Annotated in this window: 16 protein-coding genes; 3 read left to right on the top strand and 13 right to left on the bottom strand. The window is 69.6% G+C overall.

All coding sequences use genetic code 11. From position 1 onward, the window contains the following. Window position 1: 1 nt before the first annotated feature. The 3 genes from DC434_RS00895 to DC434_RS00885 are packed head-to-tail and all read right to left on the bottom strand — an operon-like array spanning window position 2 to window position 3,098. Entirely contained in the window at window positions 2-1,030 is a 1,029-nt protein-coding gene (locus DC434_RS00895; RefSeq protein WP_116633397.1) for an iron chelate uptake ABC transporter family permease subunit, read from the bottom strand. Next, a complete protein-coding gene (locus tag DC434_RS00890) occupies window positions 1,027-2,058 on the bottom strand; it encodes an iron chelate uptake ABC transporter family permease subunit (protein WP_116633396.1) in 1,032 nt (343 codons plus the stop codon). The genes DC434_RS00895 and DC434_RS00890 overlap by 4 nt, the downstream gene beginning before the upstream one ends. Continuing rightward, complete coding sequence (locus DC434_RS00885) at window positions 2,055-3,098, bottom strand: iron-siderophore ABC transporter substrate-binding protein (protein WP_116633395.1); 1,044 nt, start codon at window positions 3,096-3,098, stop codon at window positions 2,055-2,057. The genes DC434_RS00890 and DC434_RS00885 overlap by 4 nt, the downstream gene beginning before the upstream one ends. A gap of 184 nt (window positions 3,099-3,282) precedes the next feature. Here DC434_RS00885 and DC434_RS00880 point away from each other — a divergent pair, with 184 nt between their 5' ends. After that, window positions 3,283-3,987, top strand: a complete 705-nt coding sequence (locus DC434_RS00880) for a hypothetical protein (RefSeq protein ID WP_243408742.1) — start codon at window positions 3,283-3,285, stop codon at window positions 3,985-3,987. Window positions 3,988-4,067: 80 nt separating this feature from the next. Here the strand turns inward: DC434_RS00880 and DC434_RS00875 are convergent, their stop codons facing one another. Together DC434_RS00875 and DC434_RS00870 are read right to left on the bottom strand one after the other, a co-directional pair. After that, window positions 4,068-5,192, bottom strand: coding sequence for a hypothetical protein (locus DC434_RS00875; protein ID WP_133192758.1), 1,125 nt, complete (start codon window positions 5,190-5,192; stop codon window positions 4,068-4,070). Continuing rightward, the gene (locus tag DC434_RS00870) at window positions 5,176-5,769 is read right to left on the bottom strand and encodes an RNA polymerase sigma factor (protein WP_116633392.1); all 594 of its coding nucleotides are present in this window, start codon (window positions 5,767-5,769) and stop codon (window positions 5,176-5,178) included. Before DC434_RS00870 ends, DC434_RS00875 begins: the two co-directional genes overlap by 17 nt. A gap of 129 nt (window positions 5,770-5,898) precedes the next feature. Here DC434_RS00870 and DC434_RS00865 point away from each other — a divergent pair, with 129 nt between their 5' ends. Beyond that, window positions 5,899-6,546 (top strand): hypothetical protein, encoded by a 648-nt coding sequence (locus tag DC434_RS00865; RefSeq protein WP_133192757.1) that lies wholly within the window; start codon window positions 5,899-5,901, stop codon window positions 6,544-6,546. A 21-nt stretch (window positions 6,547-6,567) separates the two neighbouring features. On the opposite strand, the gene DC434_RS00860 is transcribed toward DC434_RS00865, so the two are convergent. From DC434_RS00860 to DC434_RS00840, 5 genes are read right to left on the bottom strand one after another with little or no spacing between them, the layout of a single operon-like run. Next, window positions 6,568-7,407, bottom strand: a complete 840-nt coding sequence (locus tag DC434_RS00860; protein ID WP_116633978.1) for an ATP-binding cassette domain-containing protein — start codon at window positions 7,405-7,407, stop codon at window positions 6,568-6,570. Next, on the bottom strand, window positions 7,400-8,260 hold the full coding sequence (locus tag DC434_RS00855; RefSeq protein ID WP_116633390.1) for an ABC transporter ATP-binding protein: 861 nt from the start codon (window positions 8,258-8,260) through the stop codon (window positions 7,400-7,402). The genes DC434_RS00860 and DC434_RS00855 overlap by 8 nt, the downstream gene beginning before the upstream one ends. Further along, complete coding sequence (locus DC434_RS00850; protein WP_116633389.1) at window positions 8,257-9,165, bottom strand: ABC transporter permease; 909 nt, start codon at window positions 9,163-9,165, stop codon at window positions 8,257-8,259. The genes DC434_RS00855 and DC434_RS00850 overlap by 4 nt, the downstream gene beginning before the upstream one ends. Beyond that, the gene (locus DC434_RS00845) at window positions 9,162-10,223 is read right to left on the bottom strand and encodes an ABC transporter permease (protein WP_116633388.1); all 1,062 of its coding nucleotides are present in this window, start codon (window positions 10,221-10,223) and stop codon (window positions 9,162-9,164) included. The genes DC434_RS00850 and DC434_RS00845 overlap by 4 nt, the downstream gene beginning before the upstream one ends. An 11-nt stretch (window positions 10,224-10,234) precedes the next feature. Further along, window positions 10,235-11,821: an ABC transporter substrate-binding protein gene (locus tag DC434_RS00840; protein ID WP_116633387.1), complete on the bottom strand. Its 1,587-nt coding sequence runs from the start codon at window positions 11,819-11,821 to the stop codon at window positions 10,235-10,237. Window positions 11,822-11,972: 151 nt separating this feature from the next. Between DC434_RS00840 and DC434_RS00835 the strand changes: the two genes are divergently transcribed. Then, window positions 11,973-12,560: an Lrp/AsnC family transcriptional regulator gene (locus DC434_RS00835; protein ID WP_279303198.1), complete on the top strand. Its 588-nt coding sequence runs from the start codon at window positions 11,973-11,975 to the stop codon at window positions 12,558-12,560. A 1-nt stretch (window position 12,561) separates the two neighbouring features. Here DC434_RS00835 and DC434_RS00830 read toward each other — a convergent pair whose 3' ends face one another. From DC434_RS00830 to DC434_RS00820, 3 genes are read right to left on the bottom strand one after another with little or no spacing between them, the layout of a single operon-like run. Beyond that, window positions 12,562-12,918, bottom strand: coding sequence for a hypothetical protein (locus tag DC434_RS00830; protein ID WP_243408740.1), 357 nt, complete (start codon window positions 12,916-12,918; stop codon window positions 12,562-12,564). A 22-nt stretch (window positions 12,919-12,940) separates the two neighbouring features. Continuing rightward, a complete protein-coding gene (locus DC434_RS00825) occupies window positions 12,941-13,537 on the bottom strand; it encodes a GNAT family N-acetyltransferase (protein WP_116633384.1) in 597 nt (198 codons plus the stop codon). Continuing rightward, window positions 13,534-14,547 carry a hypothetical protein gene (locus DC434_RS00820; protein WP_116633383.1) on the bottom strand — a complete coding sequence of 338 codons (1,014 nt, stop codon included), beginning with the start codon at window positions 14,545-14,547 and terminating at the stop codon, window positions 13,534-13,536. The genes DC434_RS00825 and DC434_RS00820 overlap by 4 nt, the downstream gene beginning before the upstream one ends. Window positions 14,548-14,583: the final 36 nt, after the last annotated feature.

The raw sequence follows: 14,583 nt of genomic DNA, 5'->3' as shown, positions 1-14,583 counted from the left end.
CTCAGAAGCGCCGCCGGGCCGTGCGCACGACGAGGAAGATGAGGTAGACGCCGCCGAGCACGAGAGTCACCACGCCGACGGGCAGCGCGCGCCCCGGGAAGGCGTTCTGCCCGATGATGTCGGCCAGCGACAGCAGTACCGCTCCCATCAGTGCCGTGGCGACGAGATGGAGTGGGCCGTTCTTCACGATGAGCCTCGCCAGGTGGGGCGCGGCGAGGGCGACGAAGGCGATGGGGCCGATCGCGGCCGTGACGACGGCGCACAGAGCGACCGCGATGGCGACGAGTCCCGCCTTCGTGAGGGCGATCCGTCCGCCGAGGCTCGTGCCGATGTCGTCGCCCAGCTCGATGAGCCAGAGCCCGCGGCGCGACAGCACGAGGACGACGATCAGCGCTGACACGATGATGATCGGAGCGATCGCCTGCGCCCACCCGACGCCGTTGAGCGATCCCGCACCCCAGATGGCGGCGGAGACGGCGACCTCGAGTCTGGCGCGCAGCAGCATCCAGGCGTTCACGGCCCCAAGCACGGCGCTCACCCCGATGCCGACGATGACGATGCGATAGCCGAGGGCGCCTCTGCCGGCGACGAGCGCGGCGACCAGTGCCGCGGTCGCGAAGCCGCCGAGGATCGCGGCGATCGACACGGCGACACCCGACGAGCCGCCGGTGGTCATGACGATGAGGGCGCCGGTGTAGGCGCCGGTGGTGAGCCCGATCACGTCGGGACTGCCGAGCGGGTTGCGGGTGATGGTCTGGAACACGGTGCCCGACAACGCCAGGGCCGCGCCGAAGAACAGTGCGGCGAGCGCGCGGGGCAGCCGCCAGTCGACGACGACCATGCGCACGCCCCCCTGCGTCTCGAACAGGGCCTCGATGACACGGATCGGAGAGATCACGCGGTCGCCGATCGACAGGCTCGCGAGGAACGAGGCCAGCACGGCGACGCCGAGGAGGCCCAACGCCCAGCGCGCGCGTCGATCGAGCGGACGACGGAGGCGACGGATGCCGGGCCGCGACGAGGCGTTCACAGCTGCACCGGGTTCTTCCGGCGGCCGATCCAGATCAGGAACGGCGCGGCGACGAAGGCCATGACGATGCCGACCGGTACCTCCTGCGGCGCGATGACGACGCGCCCGACCACATCGCCGAGCACCACGACGATCGCGCCGATCACGGCGGCGAGAGGCACGATCGCCTTCTGGGAGGAGCCGACGACGCCTCGGGCGATGTGGGGTGCGGCGAGCCCGAGGAACGCGACGGGTCCGGCGACGGCGGTCGCGGTTCCGGCGAGGAGCGTGACCGAGGCCACCGCGCCGGTCCGCAGCGGTCCGATCCTGACTCCGAGGGCAGCGGCCGTGTCGTCGCCCAGGGCGAGCACGTCGAGGCTCCTCGTGATCGCGAGGGCGAGCACGAGTCCCACGGCGATCGTCGGGCCGGCGACCGTCAGGATCGACAGGTCGCGACCGGCGAGGGCGCCGGACTCCCAGCTGCGCATCTGCAGGAACGCGGTCGGGTTGAGCAGCACGAGGGCCGTGGTCACGCCGCCGAGCACCGCCGCGAGGGCGACGCCCGCCAGCACGAGCGTGACCGGGCTGCCGCCGCCCGCCGCTCCCAGCAGGACGACGCCGATGGTGGCGACGAGCGCTCCGGCGAGCGCGGCGGCCATGAGTGCCGGGAAGTCGTCGATCCCGAGCGCCGCGACCGCGACGGCGACCGCGACCGAGGCACCCGCATTGACCCCGAGGATGCCGGGGTCGGCGAGCGCGTTTCGGGTGAGCCCCTGCATCACGGCGCCCGCGGCGCCGAGGGCGAGACCGACGAGGATGCCGAACACCGTGCGCGGGATGCGGGACTCCCGCACCACGAGCTGCAGGTCGCTGCCGTCGAAGCGCACGTTCGCATCGATCACGGTGTCGATGCCGACGAGCTTGGTGCCGACGGTGAGGCCGATGCCTGCCGTCACGATGAGCGCGGCGGTGGCGAGCACGACGACGAGCGCGATCCGCCCGGCGGATGACCGGGACGGATCGCGTCGTGTGCGTGCGGGAGAGGTCACTCCGCGGTGCGCGCGGGACCGTTCCCCGCGATGGCGTCTGCGAGAGCCGGCACGAGGGCGTCGATCACGTACGGAAGGCTCAGCGGCGAGGTGAAGTAGATCGCACCGGCCGTCACGCCGTCGGTGTAGACCACAGAGCCCCTCTTCATCGCCTCGACCGCCGTCACGAAGGCCTCGCCCTCGAGGGCGGTGATGTCGTCGTCGGACTCAGTGCCCCAGATGAGCACGTCGGCCGCGTTCAGCACGTCGAGGTTCTCGACCGGGATGTACGCCTGGCCACCGGACTCGTCCTCCGGCGCGTAGGCGTCGATCTCCGACGGGATCGAGAAGCCGAGGTCGGTGAGGAAGTCGGTGCTGAGACCGTCCTGGTAGGCGATCGCCGCGCCGTCGTAGATCGCGTTCTGCAGGAACACGACCGAGGCGCCGGCGAACTCGGGGTGCGCCTCGGCGGCTTCGGCGAACTGCGCGTCGATGTCGTCGACGAGCCTCTGCGCGTCCTCCGAGCGGCCGACGGCCTTGCCGATCTGCAGCGTCTGCACGTCCCACGGCTCGAAGTACATCGAGTAGTCGCCCGAGTGCGCGATCGTCGGCGCGATGTCGGACAGGCGGTCGAAGTCCTCTTCCGTCATGCCGGCGTTGGTGCCGATGATGAGGTCGGGGTCGAGCAGCGCGATCGCCTCGAAGTCCAGTCCGTCGCTGGTGCCGAGCACCTCGGGCTCGGAGTCGCCGCGGGCCTCGTCCGCCCACGGCCACGAGGCGAAGTCGTATCCGCCATACCACTCGGTGACGCCGACGGGCTCGATGCCCAGCGCCCAGAGCGTGTCCTGCTCGGTGTAGCCGACCGTGACCACTCGCTGGGGCTGCGCGGAGATCTCGGTCTCGCCGTAGGCGTGCTCGACCGTGACGGGGAAGGCCCCGTCGTCGGCTGCGGGTGCCGTACCGCCGCCGTTCTCAGCGGCGGGCGCGCAGGCGGTGAGGGCCGCCGCGGCGACGGCGACGGCGAGGAAGGCGGTGAGCGCCCTCGTGCGTGTGAAGGACATGGCGAACCTGTTCGTCGAAGTAAGGGTTGGCTAAGCTTATCGACGCCCTGCTCTTGGCGCATCCGTCGACCGCCATGGGGAGCGGTACCCGGCCTCGGTGTCCGAGGAGATGCGAAACATTTGGCATGCTGGAAGCCGTGCCTCGATGACCGTCATCGGGGCATACGACCGAAGGGGGGACGCCATGCGCGTCAACAAATTCGGGGTCGGCGTGATTCTCGCCGCCTCGGTCCTGCTCACCGGCTGCGCGGCCGGGGGCTCCGACAAGCCCGCCGACGCGAAGCCCAGCGCCGGAGCTTCGCAGGAAGCCGAAGCCCCGACCTCGGATTGCCCCGAGCTGTCGGATGGCGCGACGGTCGACGGAACGGCCCTCGGCACCTGCATCGCCGACGCCATGTCGGACACCGCCGGATACGCGGCGACGAGCACCGTGATGGGCATGGAGACCCAGGCGAAGTTCAACCCGTCCGAGAAGGCCCTCGAGTCGATCTCGCCCGTCGGATCCGTCATCGCGATCGGCGACGACGTCTGGGTGAAGTCCGGCGATGGAGCATGGCAGGCCGCCGACACCGCGTCGAGCGACCCGATCATCGCCGCGCTCAGCGCCGCCGCCGCCGACGTCTCCGCCCTGGACCCCGCCGCGGCCGCAGCAGCGATCACGGGTGACTTCACGGTCACCGGCACCGGCGAACGCCTCGGCCAGAAGGTCTTCCTCCTCAGCGGCACCGTCGAGCAGCAGGGCACCGAGGTTCAGGTCGTGTACGAGGTCACCGCCGACTACATCAACCTCGCGTCGACCAGCACCGCCTCGCTCGAGGGCCAGTCGGTCGAGGTCACGATGGAGATCACCGAGTGGGACGTGAAGCAGGACATCGTCGCACCGGTCTGATCCGGAGCTGAGAACAGGCGGGCCGAGGCTGATGCCTCGGCCCGCCGTGTTTCTGGGCACGCGACGGTGCAGAGCAGCCGTCAGCCCTCGCTGTTGATCGCGGGGGGCGCGTCGACGATCTCGTGCGTGAAGCGTCGGATGGTCGTCGGCGCTCCGTCCTCGACGAGCGGACTCGTGCCTACCGGCACGTCCTGGCCGGCATCGTACGCCTCGGTCAGATGCTGAGACACTTCCAGCAGCTGATCGGTCTCCGTGTCGAAGACGAGTCGACGCAGAGCCCGGTCGTCATCGAGGCGGACAGTGGTGACGGTTCCCACCACCGACTCGATGTGCAGGCCGTCCGAGAGTGCGATCACACCGAGGAGCACCGCGCGGTAGGCGGCCGAGGCGGTGGCGATGTCGCCGGTGACCAGGCTCTCGAAGACCACGGCGATGGCCTTCTCCTCGGTGGTCCCGGCGGGGAGCTCCGCCAGGACGTCGTCGAGGAACTCCTGCGGCTCGGTCGCGAACGTGCCCCAGTCGTCGATTCGAGAGTCGTCGGGGTCGTCGATCACCTGCCACTCCGAGAGATCGTTGCTCCACAGACGGGCATGCGCGACACCATCCATCTGGAACACCGCCGACGGGCGAGGAGTTTCGATGACCTCATCCCAGAGCCCATAGGTCGAGCCGTAGTAGGAGTTCCACGCGTCCTCTACGGCCTGGACGTCGCCGTTCGCCCCGACAGGCTGATACTCGCTCATCTCCAGGATCGGCGGGACCTCGGGGTCGGACGAGAGGAAGGTCGACGTGATCCACCTCGTCGTCAGAACGCCGGTCGCGTCCTGCAGCACATAGGAGAAGGGTTCCGCCTCCATCGGCCCGTGGAAGCCCATGACCTGCTCGAACGTCTCGGTCGTCTTCAGGTACTTGCCGGCCGGTATCTCGGACGCCCGGAGCTGTGCGGCAGCACTCAGGACGATCGTCTCCGCTGCCGACGCCGGAGGCGCGACGACAGCGCCGACGGTGAACGTGCCCGCAACGACCGCTGCCACCGCGGAGACGCCGAGGACGCCACCTGCTGTGCCGAATGCGATTCCGAGACCACGGCGACGTCGCCGGCGCCCCTCGCCGGCCATCGCCCGATGAAGCGAGTTCCGCGCACCGACGATGCCGGCGGAGGGGTCTTCCACTCCGAGTTCGCGAACGCTATCCAAGATGTCCATATTCGACCTCCGATGAGTGCAGTGCGTTGATTGATGTCCGGTCGGCCGCGCGCGCCGGCGCGAGCAGCCGACGGACGCGATTGAGGCGCGACTTCACGGTTCCCACCGGAACGCCGAGAGCCTGCGCCGTCTCCTCATAGCTCAGATCCCCCCAGGCGAAGAGGAAGAGGGTGTCGCGGTCCTTCTTCGCCAGTGCCGCGACCCGAGGAGCCAGCTCCCGGAGCGCCGCACTCGCGTCGAGACGGTCCGACAGACCGTCGGAGTCGTCGGGGAGCGCTCGCTCGGGTTGCTGCGCGATCAGGCTCCGCAGCTGCTTGGCCTCGCTCGCGCGGTGTCGGTGGATGACCCGGGTCGCGATGCCGAGCAGCCACGGGCGCGCGGAATCGACGCGGAGATCGAAGCTCGCGCGCCGGCGGAACGCCACGAGGAACGTCTCGCTGAGCACGTCTTCCGCGACATCCGGTCCGACCCGTCGAGAAGCGAAGCCCGCCACGGCGCGGGCGTGCCTCTCGAACAGCTCGCCGAACGCGGCCGCCTCGTGTCTCGATCGTCGAACGATCTCGCTATCAGTAGTCACGTCAGATATTCCTCGGCCCGCGCGATCAGGTTCACGCGCCGTCAGCATAGGCCTCCGTCGAGGCGAGGCGGCGCGACAGGAAGGCGCGGCTAGGTTATGAGCATGCGACGACATCGCGCTCCTCTAGTGGTGGTCATTCTGCTGGCAGCGTTGGGTACCTCTGGCTGCATCCAATGGGGCGAGTACGCGATGGGTTCGGAGTGCGAGAGCTTCTCGCAAGAGGTCGAAGAAGCTGTAGACGCCGCCTACGGCGACGCGCCTCAGATCGACAGAATGTGGGCCGGCGAGGCCGAGGTCTGGTGCAGTTTCGACGTGCTCACCGGTCAAGACCTCGCGGTCGACGATCAGACGCGAGTCGATCTGCGAAGCACGCTGCAGGCGCTTCTCGAGGAGACCTTCAGCAGCGGCGTGGAAGTCACGGTCGTCTACGCGGCGGACCAGGACTTCATCCTGTTGGACACTCGGGAGAGCGTCGCTCGAGCGGAATGCACGACGATTTCCCAGCAGGTCGAGAGCCTCGTGGTCGAACTCTACGGTGACGAGGCTTATGTCTTCACCGTCCGAGCGCCGGCGGCCTCACCCGGCGACGCCGAGTGCAGCTTCGACGTGCTCACACAACAGGACATGCCTGCAGGTGAACCCGCACGACTGGAAGCCAGTCGAGCAGTTCAGGCCGTGCTCCCGCCCGATGTCGAAGCCAACCTCGTGTACGCGGACGGCCGCGACCGGGTACTCGATTCTGGTGTGACGACGGAGCTGGCGCCCAGCGATCCGTGAGCCCCGGCCGCCGGTTCCCGCTCAGTTCAGGACGGGCGGGACCTCGGCCCAGACCGTGCGGTCGCCCACCGACGGTGCTGCCGGGATGCGTCCGGCGCCGTCGGGCTCCGGGATCGCGGCGAGCAGCGCGCGGGTGTACGGATGCTGCGGCGCCGACCACACCTGATCGGTCGGACCCGACTCCAGCACGCGGCCGGCGAACATCACGAAGGTGCGGTCGGCGATGCGTCGCACCACGGCGAGGTCGTGCGAGATGAAGAGCATCCCCGCTCCGGCCTCTGCCACGAGGTCCCGCATGAGGCCGGCCACGCTGGTCTGCGTCGAGGCGTCGAGCGCCGAGATCGGCTCGTCGGCGACGAGCAGCGACGGACGCGCCGCGAGCGCACGGGCGATCGCGATGCGCTGCTTCTGCCCGCCGGAGAACTGATGCGGGAACCGCGAGGCGACGTCGGCGGGGAGACCGACCCGCTCCAGCCACTCGGCCACGGTCGACCCCTCGGCGCCGCGCGCGCGAGCGGTCGCGATGCCGTCGGCGATCTGGTCGCCGACGCGGCGACGCGGGTTCAGCGAGGTCGACGGGTCCTGGAACACCATCTGGATGCCGGTCAGCGCGGTCGACCGACGGCGGATGCCGAGCGGCGACACGGGGGCGTCGCGGAAGAGCACGGTTCCCGCCGCGGTCTTCTCGATGCCGACGACGGCACGCGCGAGGCTCGACTTGCCGCTGCCGGACTCGCCGACGAGCGCCACGGTCTCGCCGGGCGCGACCTGGAGCGACACCCCGTTCACCGCGATCACGGGCGGGTTGCCCGGGTAGCGCACGACCACGTCCTGCGCGTCGAGGACGGCGACCTCACTCATCTGCATCCCCTTCACCCGTGATCTCGGCATCCGCTCGCTCGACGAGCTCGGCATCCGCGATCTTCGATCCGGGGAGCGCCGCGAGCAGCGTGCGCGTGTACTCGTGCTGGGGGTCGCGGAACAGCGTCTCCCCGTCGGCGAGCTCGACGACCCGGCCGTCCTTCATCACCGCGACCTCATCGGCGATCGCGCTCATGACGCCGAGGTCGTGCGTGACGAGCAGCACCGCGAGGTTCCGCTCGATCGCGAGGTCGCGCAGCAGCTGCAGGATCCCGGCCTGCACGGTGACGTCGAGGGCGGTGGTGGGCTCGTCGGCCAGCAGCACCTCGGGGTCGCATGCCAGGGCGCAGGCGATCGCGATGCGCTGACGCTGTCCGCCGGAGAACTGGTGCGGGTAGCGCCCCAGTGCCTCGGTCGGATTCGGCACCTGCACGGTCTCGAGCAGCTCGATCGCTCGCGCTCGCGCCGCCGCGCCCTTGAGCCCGAGGTGCACGCGCATGTGGTCGGTGAGCTGCCGACCGACCGGCAGCTGCGGATGCAGCGATGCGGAAGGGTCCTGGAACACCATCGCGATGCGCTTGCCTCGCACGCGGTTGAGTGCACGGCGGCCGAGGCCGACCAGCTCCTCCCCCGCCAGGGTGATCGACCCGCCGGTGCGTGCCTGTCGCGGCAGGAGCCCGAGCACGGCGAGCGAGGTCAGGGTCTTGCCTGATCCCGATTCGCCGGCGAGGCCGTGGATGCGACCGGGCAGCAGCTCGAGAGAGACGCCGCGCACGAGCGGACGGCCGATGTCGATCGTGAGATCGCGGATGCTGAGCGTCGCGTTCCGTGCCTCGACGGTGCCGGCGGTCATGCGGACACCCCGGCCGATGCCTTGTGCTCGGCCTGCTTCTCGTGCGTGACCTCGGCGGTCGGGTCGAGCACGTCGCGCATCGCGTCTCCGAGGAAGTTGAACGCCAGCACGACCGTGAGGATCGCGAGGCCGGGGAAGACGCCGAGCCACCAGGCGTCGAAGTTCTGCATCGCGCCCGAGATCATGGAGCCCCACTCCGCCGTGGGCGGCTGGGCGCCGAGGCCGAGGAAGGAGAGTCCGGACAGGAGCAGGATCGCCGCGCCGATGTCGAGCGTCGCGAGCACCAGGACGGGGCCGGCGATGTTCGGGAGGATGTCGACGAACAGCGTGCGCAGCGGGGAGTGCCCCAGGAGGCGACCGGCGATCACGTAGTTCTGACCGCGCAGGCTGAGCACGATGCTGCGCGTGACGCGCGAGTACTGCGGCCACGAGACGACGATCGCCGCGATCACCGCGTTGAACAGGGACGGGCCGAGGGATGCCGCGACGACCATCGCGAGGATCACCGTCGGGAACGCCATGAACAGGTCGGTGATGCGCATGAGGGTCTCATCGAGCCATCCGCCGAAGTATCCGGCGAGCGCGCCGATCACGGTGCCGATGATCATCGCGGCGATCACGAGCATGAGCGCGAGCGGGAGGCTCACGGTCGCGCCCGTCATGAGCCGGGAGAAGATGTCGCGGCCGTTGCCGTCGGTGCCGAGGAGGGTGTCGATGCCCGGGGGCTGCAGACGCGGCAGCACCTGGGCGTTCGGACCGAAGGGCACCCACCACTGCGCCGTGAAGGCGACGATGATCCAGGCACCTGCGATGACCGTGCCGATGATGCCGAGCGGCGTGCGCCAGGCGCGGGGCCAGCGGAAGCGGAAGCGCCCGGCCGGGGATGCGGCGGCGATGCGGCTCATGCGATCCTCACTCTCGGGTCCAGGACGCCGTAGAGGAGATCGACGACGAAGTTGATGAGGAGGTAGATGACGCCGACCACGAGACCGACGCCCATGATGCCGGGGAGGTCGAGGTTGGCCGCCGAGTTGTAGGCGTAGGTGCCCAGGCCCGGCCAGGCGAACACCGACTCGACGAGGACCGTTCCGGAGAGCAGCGAGCCGAAGGCGACGCCGACGATCGTGAGGATCGGCAGCGAGGCCCCGCGCAGCACGTAGTCGAGGATGACGCGCATGGCCGGAAGGCCCTTGGCCCGTGCGGCGCGCACGTAGTCGCTGCCCAGGACCTCGAGCACCGAGGTGCGGATGAAGCGCGTCAGCAGGCCGATCGTGACGAGCGACAGCACCAGCACCGGGAGGGCGAGGTGGGCGAGTGCATCGAAGAAGCCGACGCCGTCGCCGTTCAGGAGGTAGTCGACGGTGTAGAGGCCCGTGATCCGCGGCGGCGGGGTGATCGAGGGCGAGATGCGCCCCGACCCCGGCGCGATGCGCAGCTCGAGGAAGAACACGTAGAAGCTGACGAGCGCCAGCCAGAAGGTCGGCACGCTCAGTCCGACGAGCGTCACGACGCGGATGACCTGGTCGGTCACGAGGCCGCGGCGGTAGGCCGCGAGGGTGCCGAGCACGATGCTGACCGCGAGGCTCAGGATGATCGCGCCGATCGCGATCTCGATCGTCGCCGGCACCGCGGTGGCGAGGTCGCTGGTGACCGGGCGACCGGTCACCAGCGACGTGCCGAGGTCCCCGCGGAGCAGGTTCCCCATATAGATGAAGTACTGCACGAACAGCGGCTGGTCGAGTCCGTTGGCCTTGATGAAGGCCTCGCGAGTCGCCGGGTTCTGCGACGCGCCCTCACCGAGCGCCGCCGAGACCGGGTCTCCCGGCACCAGGTTGGTGAGCGCGAACGTGACGATCGTCACGCCCACCAGCAGGAGCAGGGAGGTTCCGGCCCGCCGCAGCAGGTACCCGACCAGAGGCGATCTGCGCCGCTGCGCCTGCCTCTGCACCGCCACCGTCGTCATGGGGATCCCGCTCAGCCGGCCGGGGTGATCTCGGCGATGTCCATCTCCCAGACGGAGTTGTACACGGCACCGGCCACGTCGCCCGCGGTCGCGATGTTGCGGCCGGGGACGATCAGCGGGACGAACGGGCCCTCGGCCTGCATCGCCTCGGCGAACGAGGTGAAGGCGTCGGCACGCACAGCCTCATCGGTCGCGCTGGCGGCACCCGCGGCGATCCCGGCGATCTCCGGGTTGGCCTCGGCGGCCCAGCCCGCGCGCAGGCCGACCTTGAGACCCGGGGCGAAGGGGAGGAAGTTCGCGGAGTCCGCGTAGTCCGGGCCCCAGAACCAGAGGCCGAAGCCCTCGGTGCCGTTCACGTAGGCGTCGAGCTCGGTGGCGAACGGTGCGGGAGCGAGTTCGACCGTGATGCCGGCCTCCTCGAGCTGCGCCTGGATGCGCTCGGCGAGCGGCGTGAACTCCACGCCGCCGACCGGGTAGTCGTTCGGGAACTGCAGCTTCAGCGTCTGACCCGTGTAACCGGCCTCGGCGAGCGCGGCCTTGGCCTTGTCGAGGTCCTGCTTCACGCCGGAGTCGAGAGCGCCCTCGAATCCGGGCGGGATGACGCCGCTCGCCTGGACCGCGCCGGCACCCGCCAGCTCGAGCAGGGCGTCGTAGTCGAGTGAGTACCGGATCGCCTCGGCGATCTTCACGTTCGCGAGCTCACCGGCGACGGCATCCGACTGGTTGAGCAGCAGGAAGATCGTCTGGCCCGAGGGAACGGACTCGACCGTCAGGTCGTCGCCGAGACCGGCGACCTGGTCGCCGTTCAGGTCCATCGCGACCATCGAGTCGCCGCCCTTGAGGTTGGCGAGCTGCGTGGCGCTCTCCGAGACGTTGCGGACGACGACGCGGGAGTAGGCCGACTCCTCGTCGCCGTTGTACTCGTCGTTCTTCGTCAGCACGACCTGCGAGCTGAGGTCGAGGGTGTCGAGCACGAAGGGCCCGGAGCCGGCGGACTCGCCGTCGAGGAAGCCCTGTGCCGAGTCGGCGCCGTCGGTGGTGCCGCCGTTCTCGATCACGACGTCGGAGTTGACGATGCCGAGCGCAGGGTTCGCGAGGATCGCGGGCAGCTGCAGGAGCGGGGTCTCGGAGACGAACGAGATCGTCTTGTCGTCGACCTCGGTGATGGTGAGGCCGCCGAGGAGGAAGTTCGGCTTGGCCTCGGTCATGCCCTGGATGCGCTGCAGCGTGAAGACGACGTCCTTCGCCTCGATCGGCGAACCGTCGGAGAAGACGCGGTCGCCCTCGAGCGTGAAGGTGAACTCCGTCGCGGCGGCGTTCTGCTCCCACGACGCGAGACCGGGGACGGGGGTCGAGACATCCGAGCCCTCGAAGTCGACGAGGGTCTCGTACAGGGCCTTCGCGATCATGTTGCCGGTCGGGTCGTAGGTGTGCCCCGGGTCGGCCGTCTCGATCGAGAACGCGGTGTCGATGACGAGCGAATCCGAGCCCGAGGACTGGTCGCCGTTATTGGCGGAGTTGCCTCCCGAGCAACCGGCGAGCGCGAGGAGCGCGACCGCTCCGATCGCGATGACTGACGTGCTGCGACGTGACGACATGAGAGCCTCCAGAGGCGAGGAGTACATTCGGGTGTGGTCGACCCAGATGTGGACGACCGGTGATCAGATTCGCATCATATGCGACGATGTGTCCAGCAAGGGTGGGTCGCACCGACACGCTCTGTCCAGAACGTCCCTCGTGAGGAGCAATATGTCCAGCAAGGATGCGGAACAGTCGAAGCATTCTGGACGAAGTGCCGCCCCATTGGACGAGACCGCGTACAGAATCCTCGATGTGCTCCGTGATAACGGTCGCGTCTCGATCGCCGCACTCGCCGACAAGGTGGGCATCTCGAGGGCGAATGCGTACACGCGGGTCGAGTCGCTCGTGCACGACGGGGTCATCACCGGGTTCAGCGCCCGGGTCGATCAGGCCAAAGCCGGCCTCTCGATCGGCGCCCTCGTGTTCGTCACGGTCCTCCCCCAGGCCTGGGCGTCGTTCCGCGACCGCGTGCTCGAGATGCCCGATGTCGAGTGGTGCGCGATCACGACGGGCGAGCACGATGCGATGCTGCTGATCCGGGCCGTCGACGTCAGCGGTGTGCACGAGTTCTCCACCGGAGTGATCGCGCAGCTGCCCGAGGTGCGCACGGTCGTCAGCGTCGTCGTGCTCGACGAGGTGATCCGGCGGCCGTACCTGCTGCCTGCGGATCTGCCCGAGCGCAGCCTGGAGGTGCCGCTCGGGATGACTCGCTGGACCCCGGCCTCACCCGGCCGCGACGCGCTGCCCCCGCGCTAGGTCAGTCCGCGATCTCCTCGCACACGCTGAGCTGCGGGAGCCCGTGCATCTCGTAGTGCTCGACGAGGCGGATGCGGCCGTCGTCGGTGAGCTCCAGCTCGCTCTCGCCGTCTCCTGTCACGACGCTGCCGTCCGCGACGAGGACGTGCACGAAGGACACCCAGATGGTGTCGCCCGTGCGGGTTCCGACGAACTTGCCGAACGTGACCGTGTCGCCCTCATACCCGCCCCAGATCGCTCCGTCGCGTTCGAAGTACTCGAAGACGCTCGGCGCATCGGGGTCGACGGCCGAGGTCGTCGACGACACCATCCGGAATCGGCGGCCGTCGAGGGAAGGGAGCGTTGCAGTGGCAGTCACCCCTCGATTATGGGGGATGCCGTCAGGCCGAGGCCGCGCCGCTCCTCCCGCGCCACTCGTCTTCGAGCTGCGCGTAGACGAGCATCGTGGTCCATTCGCCCTTGAACCACTCGCTCTCGACGAGCCGTGCCTCACGGCGGAATCCGAGCCGTTCGACGACGCCGACGGACGGCGTGTTCCGGTCGTCGATCCGCGCCGCGATGCGGTGCAGGCCCAGTCCGTCGAACCCCAGGGCGAGCAGCGCATCGACCGCCTCGGTGGCATATCCGCGACCGGCGAACCGGGGGTCGAAGATGTAGCCGACCTCTCCCGCGCGATCCGTCTCGCTGCGCCAGAACAGCACGACGTCGCCGAGCAGGGCGCCGGTCTCCTGCTCCTCGACGGCCAGGCAGACCGCGTCGCCCGGTTCGGCGAAGCGCGTGCGCGACCAGGTGGTCCCGATGCGCTCTTCGACCTCGGCGAGCGACAGCGGCTCGTACGGCACGTAGCGCACGGCATCCGGATCCGACTTGTAGACGTGCATCGCCGCGGCGTCGCCGGGCGCGATCGGTCGAAGCAGCAGCCGTTCGGTGCGCACCGGATAGTCGGGCGCGAGTCCTCGCGCTGTCTCCGCGGTCACTCGAGGTCCAGGGACAGGAGGCCGGGCAGATGCGCGGTCTGCGCCCGCACCGCCTGGAGGAGGTCGGCGTAGTCCGGGGTGATCGCGACGCGCGACGACGAGAGCAGACGGGTGCTGCGCGCGCCGCCCGCACGTTCGAACCGGATCCGTCGGACGGGGTACGCCGGCGGCGTCATCCAGATGCGGGTGAGCTGCCCGTACGGCTGATCGGCATCGTCGAGGCGGATGCCGTGCGGACTCACCGTCACGCGCTCGGGGATCCCGCGCGCGACACGGCGACGCTGCAGCGCACCGATCGTGAAGCCGATCCCGGCGACGGCGGCCATCGGGACGATCAGCACCAGTGCCGACGCCTCGCTCTCGAGGAAGCCGGGCACGGCGGCGAGGAGGCCGAAGCCGAGCGCGACGGCGAAGAAGGCGACAGCGCCGATCGTGAGCCGTGCGGCCAGCCGACGCTCCCCTGTGGCGTCGATCGTGAACGTCGTGGGCAGGTGGGCGCGTGCGCGAGCGGCCTCGACCGGGTCGGCGACGGGAGGCGGCGCGATCGGGTTGAGCTCGGCCATGAGCTCGCTGAACGTCGCCCTCGTGAACCCGGGCAGCTCGATGGTGATCTCCCGGTCACCGCTGTACACCACGAGCGCCCGTGTCGTGCCGCTGGGCAGGCCGTTCGTGCGGTGTTCGGTGACCTTCGACCGGAAGGCGGTCGTCGCCCGCGGGAACGCCTCACGGTTTCCCGCGCGACCGATCTCGACGCTGTCGGGACGCACGACGACCCGGATGTTCCGGAACCAGAAGGCACCGACGAAGACCGCCGCGGTCAGGGCGATCGCCACCACGAGCACGATGGTCCCGCGGGTCGAGATGTTCATCGTCCGCGGGAGGAACCGTGGGAGGAGGAAGAGCGTCGCCGCCGACAGCGCCGCGGCGAGCAGGATGGCGCCGAGGAGGATGCGCAGCGGATGCCGCCGGAAGACGCGCTCGCCCGGAGCGACCTGAACCTGATTCACCATGCGGGATCTCCCCCGAGATCGTGGACTGTCAGCAGC

Origin of the sequence: Microbacterium sp. TPD7012 (genome assembly GCF_003075395.1) — a bacterium.
GTDB lineage: Bacteria > Actinomycetota > Actinomycetes > Actinomycetales > Microbacteriaceae > Microbacterium.
The sequence above is the reverse complement of the archived record's forward strand: the minus strand, read 5'-3'. Positions and strand labels throughout refer to the sequence as shown.